Annotated in this window: 17 protein-coding genes; 9 read left to right on the top strand and 8 right to left on the bottom strand. The window is 38.0% G+C overall.

What is annotated here, in order from left to right; translation table 11 throughout:
- The first annotated feature begins 21 nt into the window (after positions 1–21).
- The 6 genes from P278_RS14620 to P278_RS14595 all read left to right on the top strand — a co-directional run bounded on the left by P278_RS14620 (position 22) and on the right by P278_RS14595 (position 4959).
- On the top strand, positions 22–555 hold the full coding sequence (locus P278_RS14620) for a hypothetical protein (protein ID WP_038268511.1): 534 nt from the start codon (positions 22–24) through the stop codon (positions 553–555).
- Between the two features lie 22 nt (positions 556–577).
- Positions 578–1168 carry a hypothetical protein gene (locus P278_RS14615; protein WP_038268509.1) on the top strand — a complete coding sequence of 197 codons (591 nt, stop codon included), beginning with the start codon at positions 578–580 and terminating at the stop codon, positions 1166–1168.
- 375 nt (positions 1169–1543) lie between these two features.
- A complete protein-coding gene (locus P278_RS14610; protein ID WP_038268507.1) occupies positions 1544–2122 on the top strand; it encodes a DUF4136 domain-containing protein in 579 nt (192 codons plus the stop codon).
- 22 nt (positions 2123–2144) lie between these two features.
- Entirely contained in the window at positions 2145–3200 is a 1056-nt protein-coding gene (locus P278_RS14605; protein WP_038268505.1) for an HAD family hydrolase, read from the top strand.
- Between the two features lie 28 nt (positions 3201–3228).
- Positions 3229–3936: a porin family protein gene (locus P278_RS14600; protein WP_038268504.1), complete on the top strand. Its 708-nt coding sequence runs from the start codon at positions 3229–3231 to the stop codon at positions 3934–3936.
- Between the two features lie 3 nt (positions 3937–3939).
- Positions 3940–4959, top strand: coding sequence for a hypothetical protein (locus P278_RS14595; protein ID WP_038268502.1), 1020 nt, complete (start codon positions 3940–3942; stop codon positions 4957–4959).
- 53 nt (positions 4960–5012) lie between these two features.
- Here the strand turns inward: P278_RS14595 and P278_RS14590 are convergent, their stop codons facing one another.
- The 6 genes from P278_RS14590 to P278_RS14565 form a co-directional block, all read right to left on the bottom strand.
- Entirely contained in the window at positions 5013–5681 is a 669-nt protein-coding gene (locus P278_RS14590; RefSeq protein ID WP_038268500.1) for a TetR/AcrR family transcriptional regulator, read from the bottom strand.
- A gap of 248 nt (positions 5682–5929) precedes the next feature.
- Positions 5930–7165, bottom strand: coding sequence for an enolase C-terminal domain-like protein (locus tag P278_RS14585; RefSeq protein ID WP_038268497.1), 1236 nt, complete (start codon positions 7163–7165; stop codon positions 5930–5932).
- A gap of 57 nt (positions 7166–7222) precedes the next feature.
- Positions 7223–8842, bottom strand: a complete 1620-nt coding sequence (locus P278_RS14580; RefSeq protein ID WP_051413599.1) for an alpha-L-fucosidase — start codon at positions 8840–8842, stop codon at positions 7223–7225.
- Between the two features lie 18 nt (positions 8843–8860).
- Positions 8861–9934 (bottom strand): Gfo/Idh/MocA family protein, encoded by a 1074-nt coding sequence (locus tag P278_RS14575; RefSeq protein WP_038268496.1) that lies wholly within the window; start codon positions 9932–9934, stop codon positions 8861–8863.
- A gap of 11 nt (positions 9935–9945) precedes the next feature.
- Positions 9946–11493, bottom strand: coding sequence for a sulfatase family protein (locus P278_RS14570; RefSeq protein ID WP_038268494.1), 1548 nt, complete (start codon positions 11491–11493; stop codon positions 9946–9948).
- Positions 11494–11575: 82 nt separating this feature from the next.
- A complete protein-coding gene (locus tag P278_RS14565) occupies positions 11576–13174 on the bottom strand; it encodes a sodium:solute symporter family transporter (RefSeq protein ID WP_038268493.1) in 1599 nt (532 codons plus the stop codon).
- A gap of 883 nt (positions 13175–14057) precedes the next feature.
- Between P278_RS14565 and P278_RS14560 the strand changes: the two genes are divergently transcribed.
- A complete protein-coding gene (locus P278_RS14560) occupies positions 14058–15623 on the top strand; it encodes an arylsulfatase (RefSeq protein WP_038268677.1) in 1566 nt (521 codons plus the stop codon).
- Between the two features lie 90 nt (positions 15624–15713).
- Here the strand turns inward: P278_RS14560 and P278_RS14555 are convergent, their stop codons facing one another.
- Complete coding sequence (locus P278_RS14555) at positions 15714–17147, bottom strand: arylsulfatase (protein WP_082436184.1); 1434 nt, start codon at positions 17145–17147, stop codon at positions 15714–15716.
- A gap of 9 nt (positions 17148–17156) precedes the next feature.
- On the bottom strand, positions 17157–18611 hold the full coding sequence (locus tag P278_RS14550) for a sulfatase (protein WP_038268491.1): 1455 nt from the start codon (positions 18609–18611) through the stop codon (positions 17157–17159).
- 533 nt (positions 18612–19144) lie between these two features.
- On the opposite strand from P278_RS14550, the gene P278_RS14545 reads away from it, so the two are divergent.
- Together P278_RS14545 and P278_RS14540 are read left to right on the top strand one after the other, a co-directional pair.
- Complete coding sequence (locus P278_RS14545; protein WP_038268674.1) at positions 19145–20719, top strand: arylsulfatase; 1575 nt, start codon at positions 19145–19147, stop codon at positions 20717–20719.
- An 83-nt stretch (positions 20720–20802) separates the two neighbouring features.
- Positions 20803–21609, top strand: a complete 807-nt coding sequence (locus tag P278_RS14540) for a hypothetical protein (RefSeq protein WP_038268489.1) — start codon at positions 20803–20805, stop codon at positions 21607–21609.
- The last annotated feature ends 8 nt before the right edge of the window (positions 21610–21617 follow it).

Raw genomic sequence — 21617 nt, 5'->3', positions numbered from 1 at the left:
TAACCACCAACACATTGCAATATGAAGAATTTGTACTTTATACTTTTCTGTATATTATTTTGGGGTGTTCAATCTTACAGTCAGGAAGAGCAAATAGAAGAGTCCGAAACTCGCCATTCTATTTCTATCGTTTTAAGTCATGCTAACGTCCTTGAAGGTCGGGATTCTGATGGTGATAAAGAATGGTTAAAACTGGCAGCATGGGGAATCAATTATAATTATGAAGTGGATGAAAAATGGGCGATCGGCCTTCACACCGACATTATCCTGGAACAATTTGTAGCAGAAGGAGAAAACGGTGAAGAAATAGAACGTTCAAGACCTGTTGCCCCTGCTCTTATGGGCGCCTATAAACCTGGTGAACATTGGTCCATTTTATTTGGAGCAGGAGGAGAGTTTTCTAAGGATGAGAATTATTTCCTGAATAGGGCCTCACTAGAATACGGAACACCATTAGCCTCCAACTGGGAGTTTATTGCTGAATTCTCATATGACTTCAGATGGAAAGCCTATGATTCATTCACCTTAGGTGTCGGTGTAGCCTGGAAATTTTAACCGGAAAATAAAATGCATAAAAATGTCTGTATATAAACGACCATCGAGAGCTTTGATATTAGGAGGCTTATTCTTCGTTATCCCCCTGATCATTTTTATTTTTTTAATCAACAATGCCATTCATCTACTTCTTCCAATAGGAAGGAAACTTATAGACCTTTTAAATATTCATACCATTTTTGGTGCTGCAACCCTTACCATTGTTTCTGTTTTATTGCTTTTAGGTTTATGTTACATTAGTGGCTTACTCCTTGAAATGGGGGTGGTACATCAATGGAGTCAAAAAATGGAAGAGCGACTCTTTACTATTTTCCCTAGCCTGCAAATGCTTAAATACCGATTACTTGATGAAGAGCAAGACCTAACAAAAGACCATTGGAAGGCTATACTTCTAAAAGAAGACCAAAGCTATATTTTGGCCTTTATCACCAATGAAACTGAAAATGGATTTTTAAGTCTCTATATCCCGGATGCCCCCAAAATGGATGCGGGAGAAATACGTTATTTGAATAAAGAGAATTGTGAATTTATTTCCATCCCTATGCAAAATGCTATGAAAGCACTCAATACTTTCGGAAGAGATGGTGAGCTCCCTTCGCATATAAAAAAATAATTACATCACCACATCTCAACCTGGCGTTAATCCTCTTAATTCTTGTAATAGATGGCGTCTTTATTAATGATAAATATTGTGAATTCTGATAAGCCAAAGTGTAGCAAAACTCAAAATATAAGTTGAAATCACTTGTTAAACACGGGATTTCCTTATTGATTAATTCTTTTTTTTAGTAATTTTAGTATTCCCCCTCCAAATAATTAGTTGATCCCTGACCCCAGAACATACTTGATATTAAAAGTTTGATGATTGGTTTATAATTGTTGAGCAATATCAAAAATCATGATACCCCCTTATAGTGATCCTGTAAAACACAATAGATTGCACTGGTAAATGACTTATTGATTAGATTTTAACTCAAAATTTTAAAAGATGAAAACAATGCTAAAACCGTTTGGTCCCATCCTGATCTTGTTCTTTGTAATTTCTTTTGGAAATGCCCAAATTAGAAGTGATTACGATAAAGAAGCTGACTTTTCTAAATACAGAACCTATTCATTTGAAGGATGGGAAAAGAATAGTGATAAAATCCTGAACGATTTTGATAAAAAGCGGATCACTGATGCGCTTCAAAATGAATTCTCACTACGCGGTATGCAATTGGTTAATTCAGGTGGAGACGCTGCTATTACCTTATTTGTTGTGGTAAACGCCAAAACCAGTAAAACGGCCTACACTGACTTTAATAATTATTACGGCTATGGAGCCCGATGGGGTTGGCGTTATGGGATGGGCGCCGGCAGTGTATCCGCTACAACTACCATAAGTGAAAATGATTATAACGAGGGTACTTTTGTTGTAGACATGTACGACAGGGAAACAAAAAGACTGATATGGCAAGGCATCATAACAGCGGTTGTACAAGAAAACCCAAGTAAGCGGGAGAAAGCGATACCAAAAAAGATTGGAAAACTAATGAAGAAATATCCGGTTAAACCTACGAAGTATTAATCAATCAAAAATTATAACCATCATGAAAACACATAAAAACCATTTCTTCATCCTCCCATTACTTTTTATCTCCCTATTCTTTACAGGCTGTAAGTCGAACACAGACCCAAAAACTGACGAATCAGTTATTGAAATAACCGAATCTTCAGAAAATGCAATGGACCCGCTACCATCATGGAATGACGGTGCTACCAAAGAAGCTATCATTTCTTATGTTCAAGATGTAACAAATATTAATAGTCCGAACTTTATCGATGTAAATGACCGCATTGCTACTTTCGATAATGACGGCACCCTTTGGAGCGAACAACCAGTATATTTTCAATTCTTTTTTGCTATAGACCGAGTAAAGTCTTTAGCAGCAGACCATCCGGAATGGAAAAATGAACAGCCTTTCAAGGCTGTTTTAGAGAACAATATGGAAGACCTCAAAAAGCAAGGGATGAAAGGACTGATTGAAATAATAATGACAACCCATGCAGGAATGACTACGGATGAATTTGAGGCTATTGTTAAAAACTGGATTACTACTGCAGAACACCCTGTTAAGAAAAGGAAATTCACCGAGATGGTATTCCAACCCATGCTGGAATTGCTTGAATATTTAAGAGCCAATGAATTTAAAACCTTTATCGTTTCAGGAGGAGGTATTGAATTTATGAGACCTTGGACGGAACAGGTATACGGTATTCCAAAAGATCAAGTAGTAGGCAGCAGTATTCAAACGGAATACGATTACAATAATGGAAATCCTGTAATTAAACGCCTGGCTAAAATAGACTTCATTGATGACAAAGAAGGAAAGCCGATTGGCATTAATCGGTTTATAGGCAAAAAACCCGTTTTTGCTGCGGGTAATTCAGATGGTGATCTGCAAATGTTACGGTGGACTGATGCCAATGAGCATAAAAGTTTTCAATTATACATTCACCATACAGACTCTATCCGAGAATGGGCCTATGACCGAAAGTCTCATATAGGTACTTTCGATAAAGGACTGGATGAAGCACAGGAAAAAGGGTGGACCCTTGTTGATATGGAACGTGACTGGAAAGTTGTTTATCCTTTTGAGTTATAACAACAAAAACGGTAACCACTTTGGTAATATGTTAAGAAGAATCTTCCTTTTCACTTCCTTTATGATGTTCGGTTTACAACTAACCCACGGACAAATACTTATTTCATTGTTACTTGGGGACAAACTGAATTCCGGAAAAGTAGAATTCGGCTTGGATGGTGGGCTTGCATTGTCTAATATTTCAGGAATTGACGATACTCAATCGAATTCTTCACTGCATTTGGGGTTCTATTTTGATATTAAAACAAAGGGAAACATGCTCATACATACCGGAGTTATTGTAAAATCTCAAATGGGCGCTCGTAATATTGCATACAATCTTGACGATCCCGAGTTAGATCCTTTATTCATGGAATCTACAGCTAAACGCGAACTAAACTATTTTAGCGTCCCTGTATATATTAAATACAAAATTTACAATCAGTTCTTTATAGAGGCAGGTCCTCAAATTGGGTTGTTGTACAGGGCTAAAGATAAATTTGAAACCCAAACTGGAAGCGGAAAAGCCTTAACCATGCAAAATGATGTAAAAGAACAATATACACTTTTCGATATGGGACTTGCAGGAGGTGTAGGATATAAATTGATGAAAGGTACAGGAATTAACCTTGGAGTACGATATTATCACGGACTTTTAAATATTGCCAAGAAAGGTATTCCTGCTCAACACAACCGTACCTTTTATATTTACGCAGGTATTCCTATTGGTGCGGGGAAAAAAAATGAAATCAACTAACTTATGTTAAAAAACATATTACTTATAATCTGTTGTTGGCTTCTCTCCTTGAATATTGCAGAAGCTCAGGGGTATGGAAAATCTGATAACCCAGCCTATAAAGCCTATTACGACAGTATTCAGCAAATGGAATACGATTACACCTTTCCAATTCTTGGAAAACAAGCCTATAAAAGAGGTTATGACATTCCATTTCCCTGGGGAGTAAGTGCTATTTACTTTACTCAAAAACAAGAAATTAACATCACACAAACAGCCATAGGGTTTAATGGCAGTAATAAAGTTGACATCAGTAACTTTATTAATTTTGGACCCACCATAGCTACAACCAATGCTTATACTGTTAGACCTGACCTATGGATTTTTCCATTTTTGAACATCTATGGGATCTTAGGAGGGGGAACTACTGAGACTGAGGTTACACTTCTGGACCCTATTAGCCTCCAAACAGATCAGCATTTTGGAGCGAAATCGTTTGGGTTGGGCGCAACTTTGGCTGGAGCGGTTGGCCCCATATGGATAGCATGGGACAATAATTATAACTTTGTAGATGTAGATGTTATAGTTGAACCTGTACCCGCTTTTAATAGTAGTTTACGTATCGGACACAGTTTTATGGACCCGATAAAGCCCACCAGATCTTTATCTGTATGGAGTGGCGTATTCTACCAGTCTTTACAAAGTGACACAGAAGGATCTATTGCTATACAAAATATTTTTCCAAACATTGGGGATGGTAACATCATTGAAGATATGTATCGGTGGGCAGAAACCTTACCTCCAGCTCAAAAATTTGTTGTAAATAAGATTATAAACAAGATGGAAGACATCGCTAACGGAATAGATCCTGGTAATGCCAATATAGATTACAAACTCGAAAAAGAAGTGGCTGCTCCATTTAATTTAATTTTGGGTGCACAATACCAATTCAACAAACATTGGCAACTAAGATCTGAATTAGGAGTATTTGGCAAAAGAAGTCAATTCTTGCTCAACTTAAATTACAGGTTTCAAGGATTTTAAACGCTACATCACGACCCATCAGTCTGTTCCAATCCAGGAGTTAATTTAAATCTTCAGACCTCTTCCTCGTAACGCAAAAATTGCTCTGAAACCCTTGTGAACTCCCTTTTTCCATTTTCAGTCATATGGGGCTTAATGAGATTCCAAATATGTGCGACCATTTCCCCTTCCTCTTTGGTGCCTGATTCCGGAAACACTTCCATTTGTGATAGCCAAAAAGTAATTAGAATTCTAATGGTATGTCTTAATCTGGTATAGTCATCAACGGAGGTGCCGTCTATTAAATCCTCATCTAAAAACCCTTGAAACAATTTAACCATTTGGTCACGTCGGAGTAAGAGGGTATCCTGAAGTACCTCGTTAATCTTTGAAAACGTTCGGGATATCTCTAACACATCCAGGTTAAAAAAACGATACTTCAGTTGAAAATGCTCCAGATGCAATAGTAAACGGTGGAAATGTTCAAATGATGTAGCGGAATCTTTACTTAAAATATAGGATTGAGACATTTCAATTCTCATCTGCCCATAAATTGCCAATAACAGATCCTCTTTATTTTTATAATGATAGGTTAAGTTTCCATGTGCAATAGCCATTTCAGATGCTATATTCCTAATGGTCACATTTCGAACTCCGTCTTTATTAAACAGCGCGATTGCCTGATTAATTATTCTTTGTTTGGTCTTTAATTTTTTATTTTTTCCTTTGGAACCTACCGACATGATTTTATTCTATTGTATTATTTTAAATACGCTAATCCTTCTCTGGTTATAAAAGTATACAAAATTTGATTTATCATTGAACTTTTGGAACCAGTACCATCGCAACAAATAAAAACACTCCGCTAACTGAGCGGAGCGTTAAGTCAAACTTAAATGTATATAAAAAGCTGCATCCCGAAATTTTCTACAGGGATACATTTTTTTAAGACCCAATAACAACCCAATATTCGCAGACCCTTAATAAAGAGTTATAATTTTAAATCACTGCTCAGACCGGGTTCCATAGGGGTTATGTATTTACCTCCTTCGATCCGTACCGGATGTTTAAAATAATCTTGTAAATGTGGTATATGTTCTAAAAACACAACAGGATGATTTAGTGTAATATGATTAAAGAGTACTAAATGCTGATGTATTTGTCCCATATCACCAACATGCGGCACCACAGGAATATTATATTTTCTGGACAACAAACTGATTAGTATAAATTCTGAAACACCCCCTACTCTTACTGCATCCACCTGATTAAAAGACATACAGCCTGACTGCAAAAAGTTCTTGAAAATTACCTTATTCGGCACATGTTCACCTAAGGCTATTTTAACAGGAACTTCCTTTGCCAATGTAACATGAGCATTAACATCGTCTGGGTGGGTAGGTTCTTCTACCCATAAAGGATTTAATTTTTCCAACTCTTTACAAATAGCAATGGCCTGAGGTAAATTCCATTGCTGGTTAGCATCGAACATAATGGTCGCCTCATCTCCCGCAAGAGACCTCAGCATTTCGGCCCGTCTGATATCTCTGGCGCTATCTGCACTTCCTACCTTTAGTTTCATCGCTGTGAAGCCATTATCCATTGCTTTCTTAACATTGGCTGCAACCTGCTCATCAGAATAATTAAACCATCCAACAGAAGTGTCATAACCCGGATAGCCTTCACCTACTATTGGAATTCGCTCACTGATCCCCAGATTATTTTGATTGATTAAATCTATAGCCTCCTGCGGAGTTAATACATCTTCACAGTATGAAAAATCAAGTGTTCTCACAATCGCTTCAGGAGATAGGTCAACCAGTAGTTTCCACAATGGAACTCCTTTCGATTTTGCCCAAAGATCAAAACATGCATTTACCACTGATGCCAGTGCTAAATGAACGACTCCTTTATGAGGGCCCAGCCAGCGAAAATTCGGATCGTCTGCCATGGCCTTATAAGTACTGCCAAAATCTGACATTAATTCGTTTATCTCTTTTCCTTCTATATGCTTTGCCAAATAATTGATGGCTTGACAAACAAGGGCATTACCCGTTCCAAGGGTAAAAGCTAATCCTGTGCCTTCAACATTCTTATCGGTATGTATTTTACAAACTGCATAAGCATATACGGGCGTAGTATGTATGGCATCGGAACCTGCCCCATCTTTAAGATTAAATTGCGTATCGACTGCTTCTACCTTTTTTATGTACACGGGTTTATTCATTTTATCATTAATTTTCTTATTTTGATGATCTTAGCCATAGTGCTAATCCTTCCTGTTTTATTGTTTACGAGTTGGCAGGGTTTCTCCTCCATTACCATCGGCACCGAACTTTTTGCTATTTTCCTCGTTATCTTCTTTTACAGATTGAATAGCCACTTTTCTGTAGGGCAAATTCTTAACCTCTCTGGAACATGAAATTCTAAATACATAAGCAAGTTCTTCACCTAAGAATTCTTCAGGTATTTTAATTTCTAAACCTTCAGTGGTTAATTCCCAATTTAACTTTTCTTTAAATCCATATTCCACAGACATAATGTCTTCTGGTTTCCATGAATTTAAAGAACGTATCAACACTTTTTCACCAGGTTTCTTTAAAGCTATTGCAAACAAGCTTTTTGCTTTTGCAGTAAATCGGAATTCGTCTTCTGAAAATGTATGCCATGCGCGGGTACCATAGATGGCTTCTCCATTTCTTTTAAACCACATACCGAAATCTTTAAGAATTTTTAAGGATTGATCATCGAAACTACCATCAGGTCGGGGAGGAATGTTTAACACAAAATTGCAATTCTTCGAAACAACATCGATCATTTCATGTAATAAGCTTTCAGAGCTACGATAACCTGTTTCATCTCCTGTATAAAACCAAGGGCCGGTTGAATTTTCTGTTTCCCGAGGTTCTTCAACAATATTATTTTCCCGGGTTCGCTCTAATACCACTGTGGATATTTTATCATAAAAAAAGCCGTGATTTTTAATGTCTTTTATCACCATTACTCCTTCATTTTCACCATCATGTCTTGAAGCATTATGGTTATAAAAATGAGCAATTACGTCTAATCCTGCCTGACCTTCATCATTCATAAAAGGGCTAGCGCCATCGAAGTACAAATGGTCCGGATGGTAATTATCTATTAGGTCGAACATTCTATTTTTCCAATGCTCCATCCATTCTTTAGAAGGATTCAGCGGATGTCTGATTTGACTATAGTTGGTTCCTATTTGTTCAGGAGTAGCCTTTTCAATGTATAAATCTTCATAATCAGGGTTATTACCATCATACAGAACTCCTTTTTTAGGGCCTATGGTATCTGCTCCTTTATTTGTTTGAAACCAGCTGTAAGATCGTCCCAAATGAGTTCTGGCACCCCATCGGATCCCCTCTCTTAAGCACGCTTCCCGCATTTCTTTACATACGTCAACTTTGGGTCCATAGTTTAACGAATTCCAACGCGGTTGATATTTCGAGTCCCAGAAATCGAAATTATCGTGATGAACCGCCATGGTTAGTACATATTTAGCTCCAGCCTCTTTAAATAGTTTTACCCAACGGTCAGCATCAAATTTATCGGGATTCCAAGCTTCAATAATATCCTTATAGCCCACTTCAGAAGGATGTCCCCAATTCTTTAAATGATCCTTATAGGCAGGACTACCTTGTTCATACATGTGCCTGGCATACCATCCGCTAAATTTACTTTTGGATGCGGATTGGGCGTTCCAGTGGCAGTAAATTCCAAATTTAGCATCAGCATACCAGTCAGGAGTTCTATACTGTTGCAGGGAAGCCACGGTCGGCTCGAATTTAATTTTTCTTTGTTTGTTTTCGGTATTTGAACATCCCGATATTAAGATCAGGATGAATGAACAGCTAACAAATCGCTTAAAAATTTGCATAAAGTTGGTATAATACAATTATTTAATAGTTTCCATTGATATGCCCCCACGGTCACTTGATTGATACACCGCTTCTACCAATCGCATAGTTTCATAAGCATCTTCCAAGCTTACTCCTATATCTCGTTTGTTATCTATAACATGCATTTGCAAGGCTGCCATTGGACCCATAAAAGCATCCGGAAACCATGCGCCATCTAAGGGTAGTTCTTGCCAACCTTTTCCATCATTCGACAAGTTATACTCAAATTTTGGCGGCATTCCCTTTGGGTAATCTAATGACAATCCAATTCTTATTTTTATAGCCCCTTCAGTTCCTTCAATTTTCAAATAAGACTCTTGATGCTTCAAACCCAAATCATGACCATGATTGGTTATAATACGAGCTTGTGTATATTCATCATAATCCAGTATTATGGTCGATCGGGTAGAGGCCAGATCTTTCATCTTAGGATGTTTTAAGGTACTCGCATATACTTTATTGGGGGTTCCTAAAAAGCTCCTTGTTAAATCCAAATAATGTATACTATGGTACAACACTTCCACCCGTGGCAAGGAGAAAAGGAAATCCCATAAATGCCATGGTGTGTAAACACATACTTTCACCTCCATATCATAAACTTCACCTATCATTCCTTCTTCGATCATTTTCTTCGCTGCAAGGCAATAAGGTGCATATCGAAGTTGAAAATTAACAGCTCCTGTTAACTTCTTTCTATTACAAATATCCAAAATAGCATTAGCCTCTTCTAAGTTTTCACCCATGGGTTTCTGTAATAAAACATTCGCCCCATTGGGTAACTTTTCCAGTATTTCGGAATGTAAGTTAGCGGGTACCGCAAGATCGTATACGACTTGTTTATTTTTAGTTTCTGAAATCATCTCTTCGAAAGAAGCATAGACCTTTTGAATTTCGGGAAATTTTTCTCTTAGCACCTGGGCTTTCCGGATATCTATATCGTAAATTCCTTGTATTTTAAACCCTGCCTTAGCGTAGGCTGGTAAGTGCGCATCTTTAACGATACCCCCCGCTCCAATAATAACAATTGGCAGAGAAGGTTGAGGCAATTTTAATGCAATTGGTAAATCCATAAGGAATATTCTTAGATTTCTATTTGTTTGCTGGAACCGTTAATTTTATACCGATTGAGCAACTCCGTCAATTCTCTCACCTTTTCAGGGTATTCAGCATATACATTATCTGTTTCAGAAGGGTCATTCGAAAGGTTGTATAATTGCCCCTCCGTTTTTACCGGAAACTCCGGAAGATTTAAACTTCGGCTAAAACCACCAGGCCCCTTACCTAAAATAAGTTTCCAAGCTCCTTTTCTAATGGCAAAAGTACCATTGATAGCGTGATGTACGATATCAGTTCGAACCGGAGCATCAGACCCCATCAATAAGGATGAAATATCATAACTATCTTCCATGGCATTCTTTTCGTCATATGGTATTTCTACAAGTGAAGCCACTGTTGCTATTATATCTGTCAAACAAACAACCTGATTGTTTATAGAATTCCCTTTTATTTTTTTAGGCCATAAAGCCACAAAAGGCACACGATGGCCACCTTCTAAAATATCAGCCTTCATTCCCTTCCATGGTTTACTTGGGTCGTGCCCATACTTTTTTACCGACCCGGCAACTCCAGCCATATTGGTGCCATCTCTTTGTGGCGACCCATTATCAGAAGTAAAAATAACCAAAGTATTTTCCAGCTGACCAGATGCCTCTAAAGCTTCAACCACCTGACCAACGGTATAATCAACCTGGTAAACGAAATCACCATAGGGACCAGCTTCGGTTGCACCTTTAAATTCTGAAGCCGGGGCAATTGGCGTATGCGGGGCGGTTAGTGCAAAATAAAGGAAGAACGGATTCTCTGTTTTTGATTGTTCTTTTATATAATCAACAGCTTTCTCGGTAATTGTTGGCATCACCTTGTCTAATTCCCATCCTTCAGCCATAGGTCCCGGCGTTCCAAACATATCTGCTGGCTTTAGGCGATCGGGAATTTGGATCAGCTTATTATTTTCAAAGAAGGTATATGGCGCAAAATTTGGCACATCATCTCCAAAATAGTAATCGAAACCAGCCTCAAGCGGACCACCTGCCAAAGCCTTAGAAAAATCCATTTTTTTCCAAAGATCATTTCTTCCCTTGAGTCCATAATCACCTATTTTAATGGTGTCGTTAACAAAGCCATCATCAGTATTCGATGGCCATCGCCAGCCTAAATGCCACTTTCCTATACAGGCAGTGTGGTATTGTTTAGACTTTAAGAGTTTAGGTAAGGTTAATCTGTTTTTTTCAATTAAAGGTTTATCCCATGCCCAAAGAACACTTCTTTTTAAAGGAGTTCGCCAGGCGTATCGTCCGGTTAACAAGCCATAACGCGTTGGAGTACATACACTGCTAGGGGTATGGGCATCGGTAAAACGCATACCGCCTCGTGCCAACTTATCTATATTTGGAGTCGGAATTTTAGAATCGACATTATATATCTGGGGATCGCCATATCCCAGATCGTCTGCTAAAATAATTACTATATTAGGAGACTGCTCGGTACCTTTAGTTTCAGAATTACAAGACATCAATCCCACAAAGATTCCTGCGCAAAAAACAAAACGCTTCAATGTTTTAAACTTCATAATTAGTAATTTTTAAAATAGTACATCCTATCCTTATTTTTCAACTTCCCTCAGAACTACATTTAGCTATCAAAACTTTAAATTAATAGAAAATAGCATAAATGATTAGCATTATAACTACCAGGCATATGCTTAAATAATTTACAATTTTAGAAGATCGGGTTGCTTTCAGATAAAAAGTATCCGGTATATGCTGTTCTGATTTATCAAAAAATGAAATTAGTACATAAATAGAAGAAGAAATAATAAAGTATACATAGGTCTGTCTTAGCCAATTTATTCCTAAACCTTCCGGATTTGATATATAATTTTTAATCCCTCCAATGGTAGCATATTTTTCGATTAAAAATATAACTGCTGCGATAAGACTGCCCCCCAAGAGGGTCCAGAAAGCAGCATTTGCCGTTCCTTTTTTTGACAAAATCCCCCATAAAAACACAGCAACTATAGATGGCGCAAAAATGCTAAACATTTGGTTAATGAGTTCAAATATAGCCCCCAAATCTCCCAGGAAAGGTGACCAGGCTACCGCAAGAATCAAGACAGCAATACTGGTTATTTTTCCAATTTGAATTTTTCGAGCATCAGAAAGATTGGGCTTCAATTTATTGAATACATCATATACAATCAGGGTCGAGCAGCTATTAAGGGCGGCCGCAACACTGCTCATAACAGCCGCCAATAAGGCAGCCACCATAAGTCCTTTTAATCCGATCGGCATTAATTTTAATATCATTACCGGAAGTACACTCTTTGTATTGGCTCCGACATCTTCTTTAAAGAGTGCGAATGCCAGAATACCCGGAATAACCATAATAAATACAGGGAGGATTTTTAGAAAACCTGCAAACAAAGCACCTAATTTCGCTTGTTTTTCAGATCGTGCACCCAGAACGCGCTGAACTATCGTTTGGTCGGTACACCAATACCAAATACCTAATATTAGATGTCCAAAAAGAATATCTAAAAATGAAAAGCCCTTTTTAACCTCATCAAAACTTACAGCTTTAAACCTATCTGGGTCTACGGCTTCTTTCAATGCCTCATAGGAATGAATTCCAACTTCGGGCAATTGATAGATTGCCAGAATGGTTATGGTAAGCGAACCTATAATGAGTATAATGGTTTGAACGGTTTCCGTCACCACCACTGAAACCAAACCTCCAATAACGGTATATATACCTGTTGCAATTGCTATTATTACAATGGAAATAATAATATGTATTCCAAACATTTTTTCAAAAACAACTGCCCCGGCATAAAAACTAACGCCAATATGCATGAATAGTGCTGCTGTAATACTAAAAATAGCTAATAGAACTCTTGATCGACTGTCATATCTTTTTTCAAGAAATTCAGGTAGGGTGGTTATTTTGGTTCTTAAATAGAAAGGCACGAATATGAATGCCAGAATAATAAGTTCAAAAGCTGAAAACCATTCAAAATTGCCCCATACAATTCCATCAACGAAACCTGATTCAGCCAAACCCACCAAATGAACTGTAGAAATGTTTGAAGCAAATAATGAGGCTCCAATAACGCTCCAGGTTAATGATTTTCCTGCCAGAAAATAGCCTTCACTTGTGTTTTTACTTCTACGGCTATACCATAAACCTACAAATAGGATGAGGGCCAAATATAGAATAATAACAACGATGTCTATGGCTGACGCTTTTTGCATATAATTTGAGGCTTTAGACCTTATTTATTAAAATTACAAGCAGCAATATACAAAATTAGTACAAATGCACTATTTTATTTTTATTTTTTATACCTGTTATACACGACCTAAATCACAACGGTATGAGACATGAAGAAAATAGTTTTTTGCATGAAACACCTATAGATTCACCCTTGCCTTTTAAAATGACTGATAAGCTTAACACATGAATATTTAGTGTACGGATGATAATTTACTCCTATCGAAAAACTATTGTCTTATCCTGGAAACTGAGCAATACGAAGTATATACAAATAAGCAGGCGCTCCACCCGCAAAAAATGAAACGCCTGTTCCTCTAAATCTTGTATATGAGAATTCAAACATAAGTAATCTTTTAAAGAATCAATTCTTCCTTAACATTATTTGGGATAAGATTAACAATACCACTCAACAATCTCAACCTCAACAATTAGCAAATTACTAATATTGGATAATCACCTCACCTTCTTTAACACAAATATTACAATGATATTGTCATGAATCACAAAATTATATGTAATTTAAAGGTCGTATTCAGTTGATTAATAGCGCTAACGACGAATTCAATGTCGTATTTTCTTAAATTTTATTATTAATGCATATGGAGATTTTCTTTCTATGTTTTAAGTAATTATTGCGCTATATAGTCAACCTGGATTTGTGGTTGATTATTATTAATTAAGTAACCTTAACCATTAAACCACAAAATAGTTTTATCACCTCATTTTAATCCATTCCGGCTCATATTTAACCCACTCCCCCTTTTATTTTTTCTTCTTAATCAAATTGTTTGAGGGGAATCATTTGGCATATCAAAAGCGTATAAACTCTCAATAAATATGAATCAACTAAAAAAAATCATTATGAAACTACAAAAGCTCAATGTATTAATGGTATTGGCTATATCAGTCTTTATGTGTCTCGAATCATTGGCCCAAGACAAACCTAATATTCTTGTTATTTGGGGTGATGATATAGGAACCTGGAATATTAGTCATAATAATAGGGGAATGATGGGATATAAAACCCCAAATATTGATAGAATCGCTAAAGAAGGAATTGCTTTTACTGATTATTATGCGCAACAAAGTTGTACTGCAGGTAGAGCGGCCTTTATAGGAGGTAATGTCCCTGTTAGAACCGGTATGACAAAAGTTGGATTACCCGGAGCTGCCCAAGGATGGCAAATGACGGATGTTACTATGGCCACTGTACTAAAAAGTCAGGGGTACACTACAGGGCAATTTGGTAAAAACCACCAGGGAGATAGGGATGAACATCTTCCAACGATGCATGGTTTTGATGAATTCATGGGAAATCTATACCACTTAAATGCTGAAGAAGAACCTGAAAATTTTGATTATCCGGGAGATAAGAAGTTACAGAACGGAAAAACCTTCAGAGAGCAATATGGGCCAAGGGGAGTTCTCCATACATGGGCAGATGGCAACGGTGGGCAACGCATAGAAGATACGGGGCCTCTTACTAAAAAACGTATGGAAACTATCGATGATGAAACAGTGGCAGCAGCCAAAAAGTTCATCGAAGCGGCTAATGACGCAGGAACACCCTTTTTTGTGTGGTGGAATGGAACGCGGATGCACTTCAGGACTCATGTTAAAGCCGAACATAAAGGAATTAGTGGGCAGGATGAATACTCTGACGGTATGGTTGAACACGACATGCATGTCGGAGAACTTTTAAAACTATTGGATGATCTTGGTATTGCTGATAACACTGTTGTTATGTATTCAACCGATAATGGTCCTCATTACAACACATGGCCGGATGCAGGAACTACTCCTTTCCGCGGTGAAAAGAACTCAAACTGGGAGGGGGCCTATAGAGTACCGGCCTTTATAAAATGGCCAGAAAAATTTCCGGCAGGTGTAACCTTAAACGGAATTGTTTCTCATGAGGATTGGTTACCTACCTTTGCCGCCATTGCAGGAGCGGATAGTATTAAGGAAAAGCTACGTAACGGTGTATCGCTTAATGGAAGAAACTATAGAAATTACATTGACGGCTACGATTTGACCTCATATCTCATGGGGTCTACAAAGGATTCTCCACGTCATGAATTTTGGTATGTTAATGATGACGGCCAGGTTGTTGCCGCCCGATATGATGATTGGAAAATTGTATTTTATGAAAACAGGGGCAAACAATTTGGGGTATGGATGGAGCCTTTCACAGAGTTACGTGTACCTCTTATTTTCAACTTAAGAAGGGATCCTTTTGAGAAGTCTCAACACAATTCTAACACTTATTACGACTGGTTACTCGATCGCGCCTTCGTTATAGTTCCTATACAGGGGTTGGCCGCTAATTTCTTAAAAACCATGCAAGACTATCCTCCCAGTCAGACTCCAGGGTCTTTTAACCTAAGCGCCATTGAAGAAAAAATTAAATCAATAGGTAGTAATTAACGTAAATAATCATCCATAAAAAAGCTGGCTTTAATAATTAAAGCCAGCTTTTATTCATTTCAGGAACTTATTATTCTAAATAGGAATATCTTATTTATCAAATGAAAATAACGGATTTTCTGTATGAGATGCTGTCATAATCGAATCCATCATTTTTACTACATCCGGATAATCATCAGCTACGTTCTTTTCTTCCGAAGGATCATTCGCCAAATTATATAATTCTATAGGAGCATTACGGTCTTTTTTTACCTTTAAACGAATCGCCTTCCATTCATCCTTTAAGACTGCTTGTTTTCCACCGCCTTCATAGAATTCCCAATACAGGTGATCGTGCTTCTTTTGCTCCGGCTTCCCATAAAGTTCATTAACGAACGAGATGCCTGAGGTGTTTATTCCCTCAGGGTTTCCACCGGAGAGTTCATAGAAGGTAGGCAGAATATCCCAAAAAGCTCCCACATGATCACTTACCTCACTAGCTTTAATTGTGCCAGGCCAATAGGCAATAAACGGTTCTCGAATTCCCCCTTCATAAAGATCTCTTTTAACACCTTTGTAAACACCACTGCTTTTAAAAAAGTCAACATCACTCCTTTGACGGCCACCTTCAATATGGGTTCCATTGTCGCTTGTAAATACAACCAACGTATTTTTATCAAGTCCTTTCTTCTTTAAAGCGTCGACAACTTCACCAACATAATCGTCTATACTGCCAACCATTGCAGCATAGGCAGCTTTAGGAAACGGCTGGCCTCCATAGTGCCTGCCATCGGGCCATGCTTTCTCAGGAGCAAAAATACTATTCCCATCCTCATCCAAATAAGGTTTCATATACTTTTCAGGTACTACCAACTCTGCGTGAGGAACCGTAAATGAAAGATACAGGAAGAATGGCGTTTCTTCCGATTGGTCATTAATAAAGTTCAAAGCTTTTTGGGTAAATATATTATTCCCATAGCTGTCTTCGGGAGTGGCTATCTTAACTGACTTTCCTTCTGTTAAGGTCCAAAGAGAATCAGGCCTCTGAAAATGAGCATCAACATGATGAAGATGGCCTGTAAACTCATCCCAACCCTTTTTCTCCGGAGATCCAGGGGTTCCTTGTACTCCTAATCCCCATTTTCCATACATAGCGGTTCGGTACCCTTGTTTTTTTAGTAATTGAGGAATTATGGTATCCTGCCCTCGTAATGGAAATTCCCCGTTCCCTCTAATATGTGTGACCCCAGTATGTTGTCCGGTCATTAGACTTGCCCTGGAAGGCGCACATACGGTACTTCCTGCATAAAATTGAGTAAACCGCATACCTCCTTGAGCCAATTGATCGAGGTTGGGTGTTTTTATATGTTTTTGCCCGTAACTCCCCAGATCTCCTATACCCATATCATCTGCTATAATAAAAACAATATTGGGTTTAGATACTGACTGATCAGCTGTTTCTTTTGAATTTGTGTTACAGGAAACTCCTGCTATTAAAGTCATCAATACGATTAATCTAACAGGAATACTTAGAATTGATTTCATCTCAGGTTACTATTTTAATTTAGCTATTTTTTCTGCTTCAAACTCGTGGTCATAATCAGGATTTGGATCTACAGGTATGGGTGCTCCCACTTCCTCTCTCCAACGCTCTAATTTTCTTAAAAGTTGTTCTGTTTTTTCCGGATCCTTAGAAGCAAGGTTATGTTGTTCTCCAAGATCTTCATTAAGGTTATAGAGTTCATATTCGTCATCTTCAAAGAAATGATGTAGTTTCCATTCTCCATCAATAATCACAGAACCCGGACGTGTTCTGAATAAAGGATCTCTTCCCTGATCTGTTTTGGGCTTATAAGCCTGAAGGTAGACAGGAAAATGAAAATAAAGTTCACGATCAGGTAATTCACCTCCTTTTAAAGCAGGTAATAAAGAAATTCCGTCCAGAATAGTATTAGAAACCTTTGAACCTGAGATTTCCTTTAAGGTTGGATATATATCCAGGTTTGTTATGGGTTCAATTGATTTCGTGTTAGCCGAAATAACATTTTTCCATTTAAAAATATATGGCACTCTGATGCCTCCTTCGTAATAAGAACCCTTCCCAGCTCGTAATGGGTCCTGAAAGCTGACATCTCTTATACCGCCATTATCGGATGTAAATATAATCAGGGTATTTTCCTCTAATCCTTTTTCTTTTAAAAAGGACATAATTCGTCCTATATTCGTATCAACAGTTTCCACCATGCCGGCATATTTGGCATTATGTTGGAATTCATCCCCTCCTTTTTCCGTGTATTTCTCTTCAAGTTTTTTAAAGGTTTGCAAAGGGGTATGTACTGCATAATATGGCAGGTAAACAAAAAATGGGGATTCCTTTGCGTCTTCCATAAAGCTTATAGCCTCAGTGGTAAGACGTTCAGTAAGGTTTTCTCCATTAGGTCCCTGGCCAATTGACGGCACATTATAGGGCGCAAAATACCCTTTAGCACCAGGGTTCCCCTGCTCGCCACCTCCAATGTTAACATTGAAACCCTGTGTTCGGGGATCTTCACCCAAATGCCACTTACCAAAAGTCCCTGTGTTATAACCTATAGCCTTTAACATTTCAGCTATGGTGATTACAGAGTCTTTTAATACGGTTGTATTCTGAATGGGAATAATTTTTCTTGTTCTGCTATCACCCCGGTCTGAATTTGCCACTGTATAAATTCCATGGCGCGGTGTATTTTGACCACTCATTAAACAAGCCCTGCTAGGGGCACAATTTGCAGCACTGGCATAACCCCGGGTAAAAGTCATTCCTTCTTGCGCCAATTGATTTATATTAGGGGTTTCATAGTATTTACTTCCAAATACTTCGGTATCCTTCCATCCTAAATCATCAACATTAATGTAAATAATATTAGGGAGTTGTTTCCTCTTATTTTGATCCCCTGTTTTTCCATTGCAGGATAAAAGGGCAACAAATATTGGAAGTATCAACAAAAAGTAAACGTAACGCTTAAACATCTTAATTTAATAATTTGCATTAAACCGGGAAAGTTACATAAAATTGAAATCTAAGTATTTTTAATCCAAACAGTTTCTATAATTTACCCATAGCTCTTTGGTAAAACAGAATGAGATCAGGATATTTTGTCTTTTAAACTCAATCCAAACCCCAAAACTCAAAAACACACACTAAACAACTGAATTACCGCCTGTTAAGACGAAAACAATAATCTGAAAAGCCCCCTATATTTTTAATCATTTTTTTTATATCTTTAATACCCCCCTTGTAAATTTGAACTTCATTAAAAACAAATGGTAAAAGAAGTTCTTTCATAATGTAGTAAAAAGTAAAGATTTACCACCCCCTCAATTTAATCTTTAACCTACATTAAAATATAGAATTATTAGCATAGAATGCTATTGTACAGCTTGTAATAAAAGTAAAATTATAACTCCCGGATATGTAACAGGACTAATATAAAATTTACCGACCCTATCATATACATCTGAATATTCAACAACTCATGTTTAATTATAAAACCATTAACCTCATGAAAAACAATTGTTTAGCAATTAGTATTTTAATCCTTCTTGCGGGGATGTTAACACAGGGAATACATGCACAAGATCGACCAAACATTCTGGTGATCATGGTCGATGACGTTGCTCCTAACTCCCTTAGCTGTTACAGCTTAGGTTTACAATACCCTACACCTAATATCGATCGTATTGCAAAGGAAGGGGTTCTATTTACGGACCATTATTCACAACCAAGCTGTACCGCAGGGAGGGCTGCTTTTATTACCGGACAAAAACCTGTAAGAACAGGCCTTACTACCGTGGGACAACCAGGTAATCCATTAGGCCTAAAGAAAGAAGACCCTACATTGGCCGAACTTTTAAAGCCACTAGGTTATATGACCGGACAATTTGGAAAAAACCATTTAGGAGACCGGAACGAACATTTACCAACGGTGCATGGATTTGACGAGTTCTTCGGGAATCTTTATCATTTAAATGTATCAGAAGAGGAAGAACAGGCGGATTACCCAAAAAGCGAAGAGTTTTATAAAAAATATGGTCCTCGCGGGATTATTGAGTCTTATGCAACCGACACCTACGACAGCACTGAGGATCCTCGATTTGGGGTAATCGGCAAGCAAAGGGTAAAAGATATAGGTAAGTTAACCTCTAAACGTATGGAGACCTTTGACGAGGAACTAGTTGACAAAACGAAAGACTTTATGAAGCGCGCGAAGGACGCTAAAAAGCCATTCTTTATCTGGCACGCGACCAGCCGTATGCATGTATATACACACTTAAAAGAAGAATCAAAAAACCTGGCAACCCCTATTAGTACTGATATGGATCTTTTTGGTTCCGGTTTAATGGAGCACGATGGTCATGTAGGAGAAATACTGGATTATTTAGATGAATTAGGGATGGATGAAAACACCATTGTTATCTATACAACCGATAACGGTCCTGAGCAGAGCACATGGCCACATGCAGGGGTTACTATGTTCAGAGGAGAGAAAATGACCACTTATGAAGGTGGGGTTAGAGCCCCGTTTATGGTACGCTGGCCTGATGAAATTCCTGCCGGAACTATAAAAAATGGAATTTCTGCTCATGAAGATGTACTACCTACCATAATGGCCGCCGTTGGGAATGATCGCATTAAAGATGAATTGAAGAATGGCAAAAAAGTAGGCGATATGACCTATAAGGTATATATAGATGGATTTAACAACCTGGACTACTGGACCGGTAAGGCTGACAAATCAGCAAGAAATTATTTTTTTTATTATTATGAATCGGGGTTAACTGCGATGCGTGTCGGTCCGTGGAAAATGCACTTTGCTACCAAAGAACGTTATTTCGATGATATGGTAGCGCATACCATGCCACAATTATTCAATCTGAGAAAAGACCCATTTGAAAAATACGACGATATTACCGGGTTTCATTTAATCATGAATAAATCCTGGGTCATGCAACCCGCCATCGGATTATTGAGTGAGCACTTATCGACATTTAAGGAATTCCCCCCACGTCAGGCTGCTGCTTCGTTAGATATTAACAACGCCATTGATGCAATCTTAAAATCAGATACTCGTCAATAAAACTCAACAGATTTACTTAAAGGGCTTATTGTGTTATAAGCCCTTTAATCAAATAAACTTAACTCGAATTGAAACTACGAAAAATGCAAAAAAGAATAAAAAATCATCTATTCTTGTTCACCATCCTTTTTGGCGTATCGCTTATTTACGGACAAGAAGACGGCCCATCGGCCGACGAATTAGCAAAAAAATTACAAAATCCCGTTGCCAGTCTGATCAGCGTTCCCTTTCAGGGAAATATGGATTTTGGCGTTGGCCCAGATGATGGAACCCGATTCACAATGAATATTCAACCGGTAATTCCCATTAGTATCAGTGAAAACTGGAACTTAATAGGGCGTGCTATTTTACCAGTTATTTCTCAATCGGATGTTTTTGGGAATAGCGGCAATCAAACCGGACTTGGTGATGCTGTGATAAGCGGTTTCTTCTCACCAAAAGAACCGACCAAAGGAGGGATTATCTGGGGAGCAGGTCCAGTAATGCTGGTTCCAACAGCGACTGATGACCTCCTTGGAACCAAGAAATTTGGTTTAGGTCCGACAGGAGTCATATTAAAACAAATTGGGAGTAATACTATTGGGGCTTTAGTTAATCATATATGGTCCATAGCAGGTAATCAGGACAGAGCAGATGTAAATGCCACCTTTTTACAACCTTTTATCGCCCATAACTTTTCAGGTGGTTATGCTTTGGCTTTTAATACAGAGTTTACTCAAAACTGGGAAGCGGATACCTCATCCGGCAGTTTTCATTTAGTAGGATCTAAAGTAATTTCTCTCGGATCACAATTAGCACAAGTTTTTGTCGGTCCGCGAATTCACTATGGTAATGGTAACGCTGCCGACTGGGGAATAAGAGGAGGTTTGACCCTGTTATTCCCTAAATAAGCGAGGTT

It is taken from the genome of Zhouia amylolytica AD3 (genome assembly GCF_000511935.2).
Taxonomy (GTDB): domain Bacteria; phylum Bacteroidota; class Bacteroidia; order Flavobacteriales; family Flavobacteriaceae; genus Zhouia; species Zhouia amylolytica.
This window is presented reverse-complemented; position numbering and strand designations above follow the sequence as displayed.

Excerpts from the sequence above, each read along its gene's own strand:
- P278_RS14600 (WP_038268504.1), top strand. The coding sequence starts at position 3,229 with ATGTTAAGAAGAATCTTCCTTTTCACTTCCTTTATGATGTTCGGTTTA.
- P278_RS14540 (WP_038268489.1), top strand. The coding sequence starts at position 20,803 with ATGCAAAAAAGAATAAAAAATCATCTATTCTTGTTCACCATCCTTTTT.
- P278_RS14580 (WP_051413599.1), bottom strand. The coding sequence starts at position 8,842 with ATGCAAATTTTTAAGCGATTTGTTAGCTGTTCATTCATCCTGATCTTA.
- P278_RS14610 (WP_038268507.1), top strand. The coding sequence starts at position 1,544 with ATGAAAACAATGCTAAAACCGTTTGGTCCCATCCTGATCTTGTTCTTT.
- P278_RS14560 (WP_038268677.1), top strand. The coding sequence starts at position 14,058 with ATGAAACTACAAAAGCTCAATGTATTAATGGTATTGGCTATATCAGTC.
- P278_RS14555 (WP_082436184.1), bottom strand. The coding sequence starts at position 17,147 with ATGAAATCAATTCTAAGTATTCCTGTTAGATTAATCGTATTGATGACT.
- P278_RS14565 (WP_038268493.1), bottom strand. The coding sequence starts at position 13,174 with ATGCAAAAAGCGTCAGCCATAGACATCGTTGTTATTATTCTATATTTG.
- P278_RS14570 (WP_038268494.1), bottom strand. The coding sequence starts at position 11,493 with ATGAAGTTTAAAACATTGAAGCGTTTTGTTTTTTGCGCAGGAATCTTT.
- P278_RS14590 (WP_038268500.1), bottom strand. The coding sequence starts at position 5,681 with ATGTCGGTAGGTTCCAAAGGAAAAAATAAAAAATTAAAGACCAAACAA.
- P278_RS14545 (WP_038268674.1), top strand. The coding sequence starts at position 19,145 with ATGAAAAACAATTGTTTAGCAATTAGTATTTTAATCCTTCTTGCGGGG.
- P278_RS14605 (WP_038268505.1), top strand. The coding sequence starts at position 2,145 with ATGAAAACACATAAAAACCATTTCTTCATCCTCCCATTACTTTTTATC.
- P278_RS14595 (WP_038268502.1), top strand. The coding sequence starts at position 3,940 with ATGTTAAAAAACATATTACTTATAATCTGTTGTTGGCTTCTCTCCTTG.
- P278_RS14550 (WP_038268491.1), bottom strand. The coding sequence starts at position 18,611 with ATGTTTAAGCGTTACGTTTACTTTTTGTTGATACTTCCAATATTTGTT.
- P278_RS14620 (WP_038268511.1), top strand. The coding sequence starts at position 22 with ATGAAGAATTTGTACTTTATACTTTTCTGTATATTATTTTGGGGTGTT.
- P278_RS14585 (WP_038268497.1), bottom strand. The coding sequence starts at position 7,165 with ATGAATAAACCCGTGTACATAAAAAAGGTAGAAGCAGTCGATACGCAA.
- P278_RS14615 (WP_038268509.1), top strand. The coding sequence starts at position 578 with ATGTCTGTATATAAACGACCATCGAGAGCTTTGATATTAGGAGGCTTA.
- P278_RS14575 (WP_038268496.1), bottom strand. The coding sequence starts at position 9,934 with ATGGATTTACCAATTGCATTAAAATTGCCTCAACCTTCTCTGCCAATT.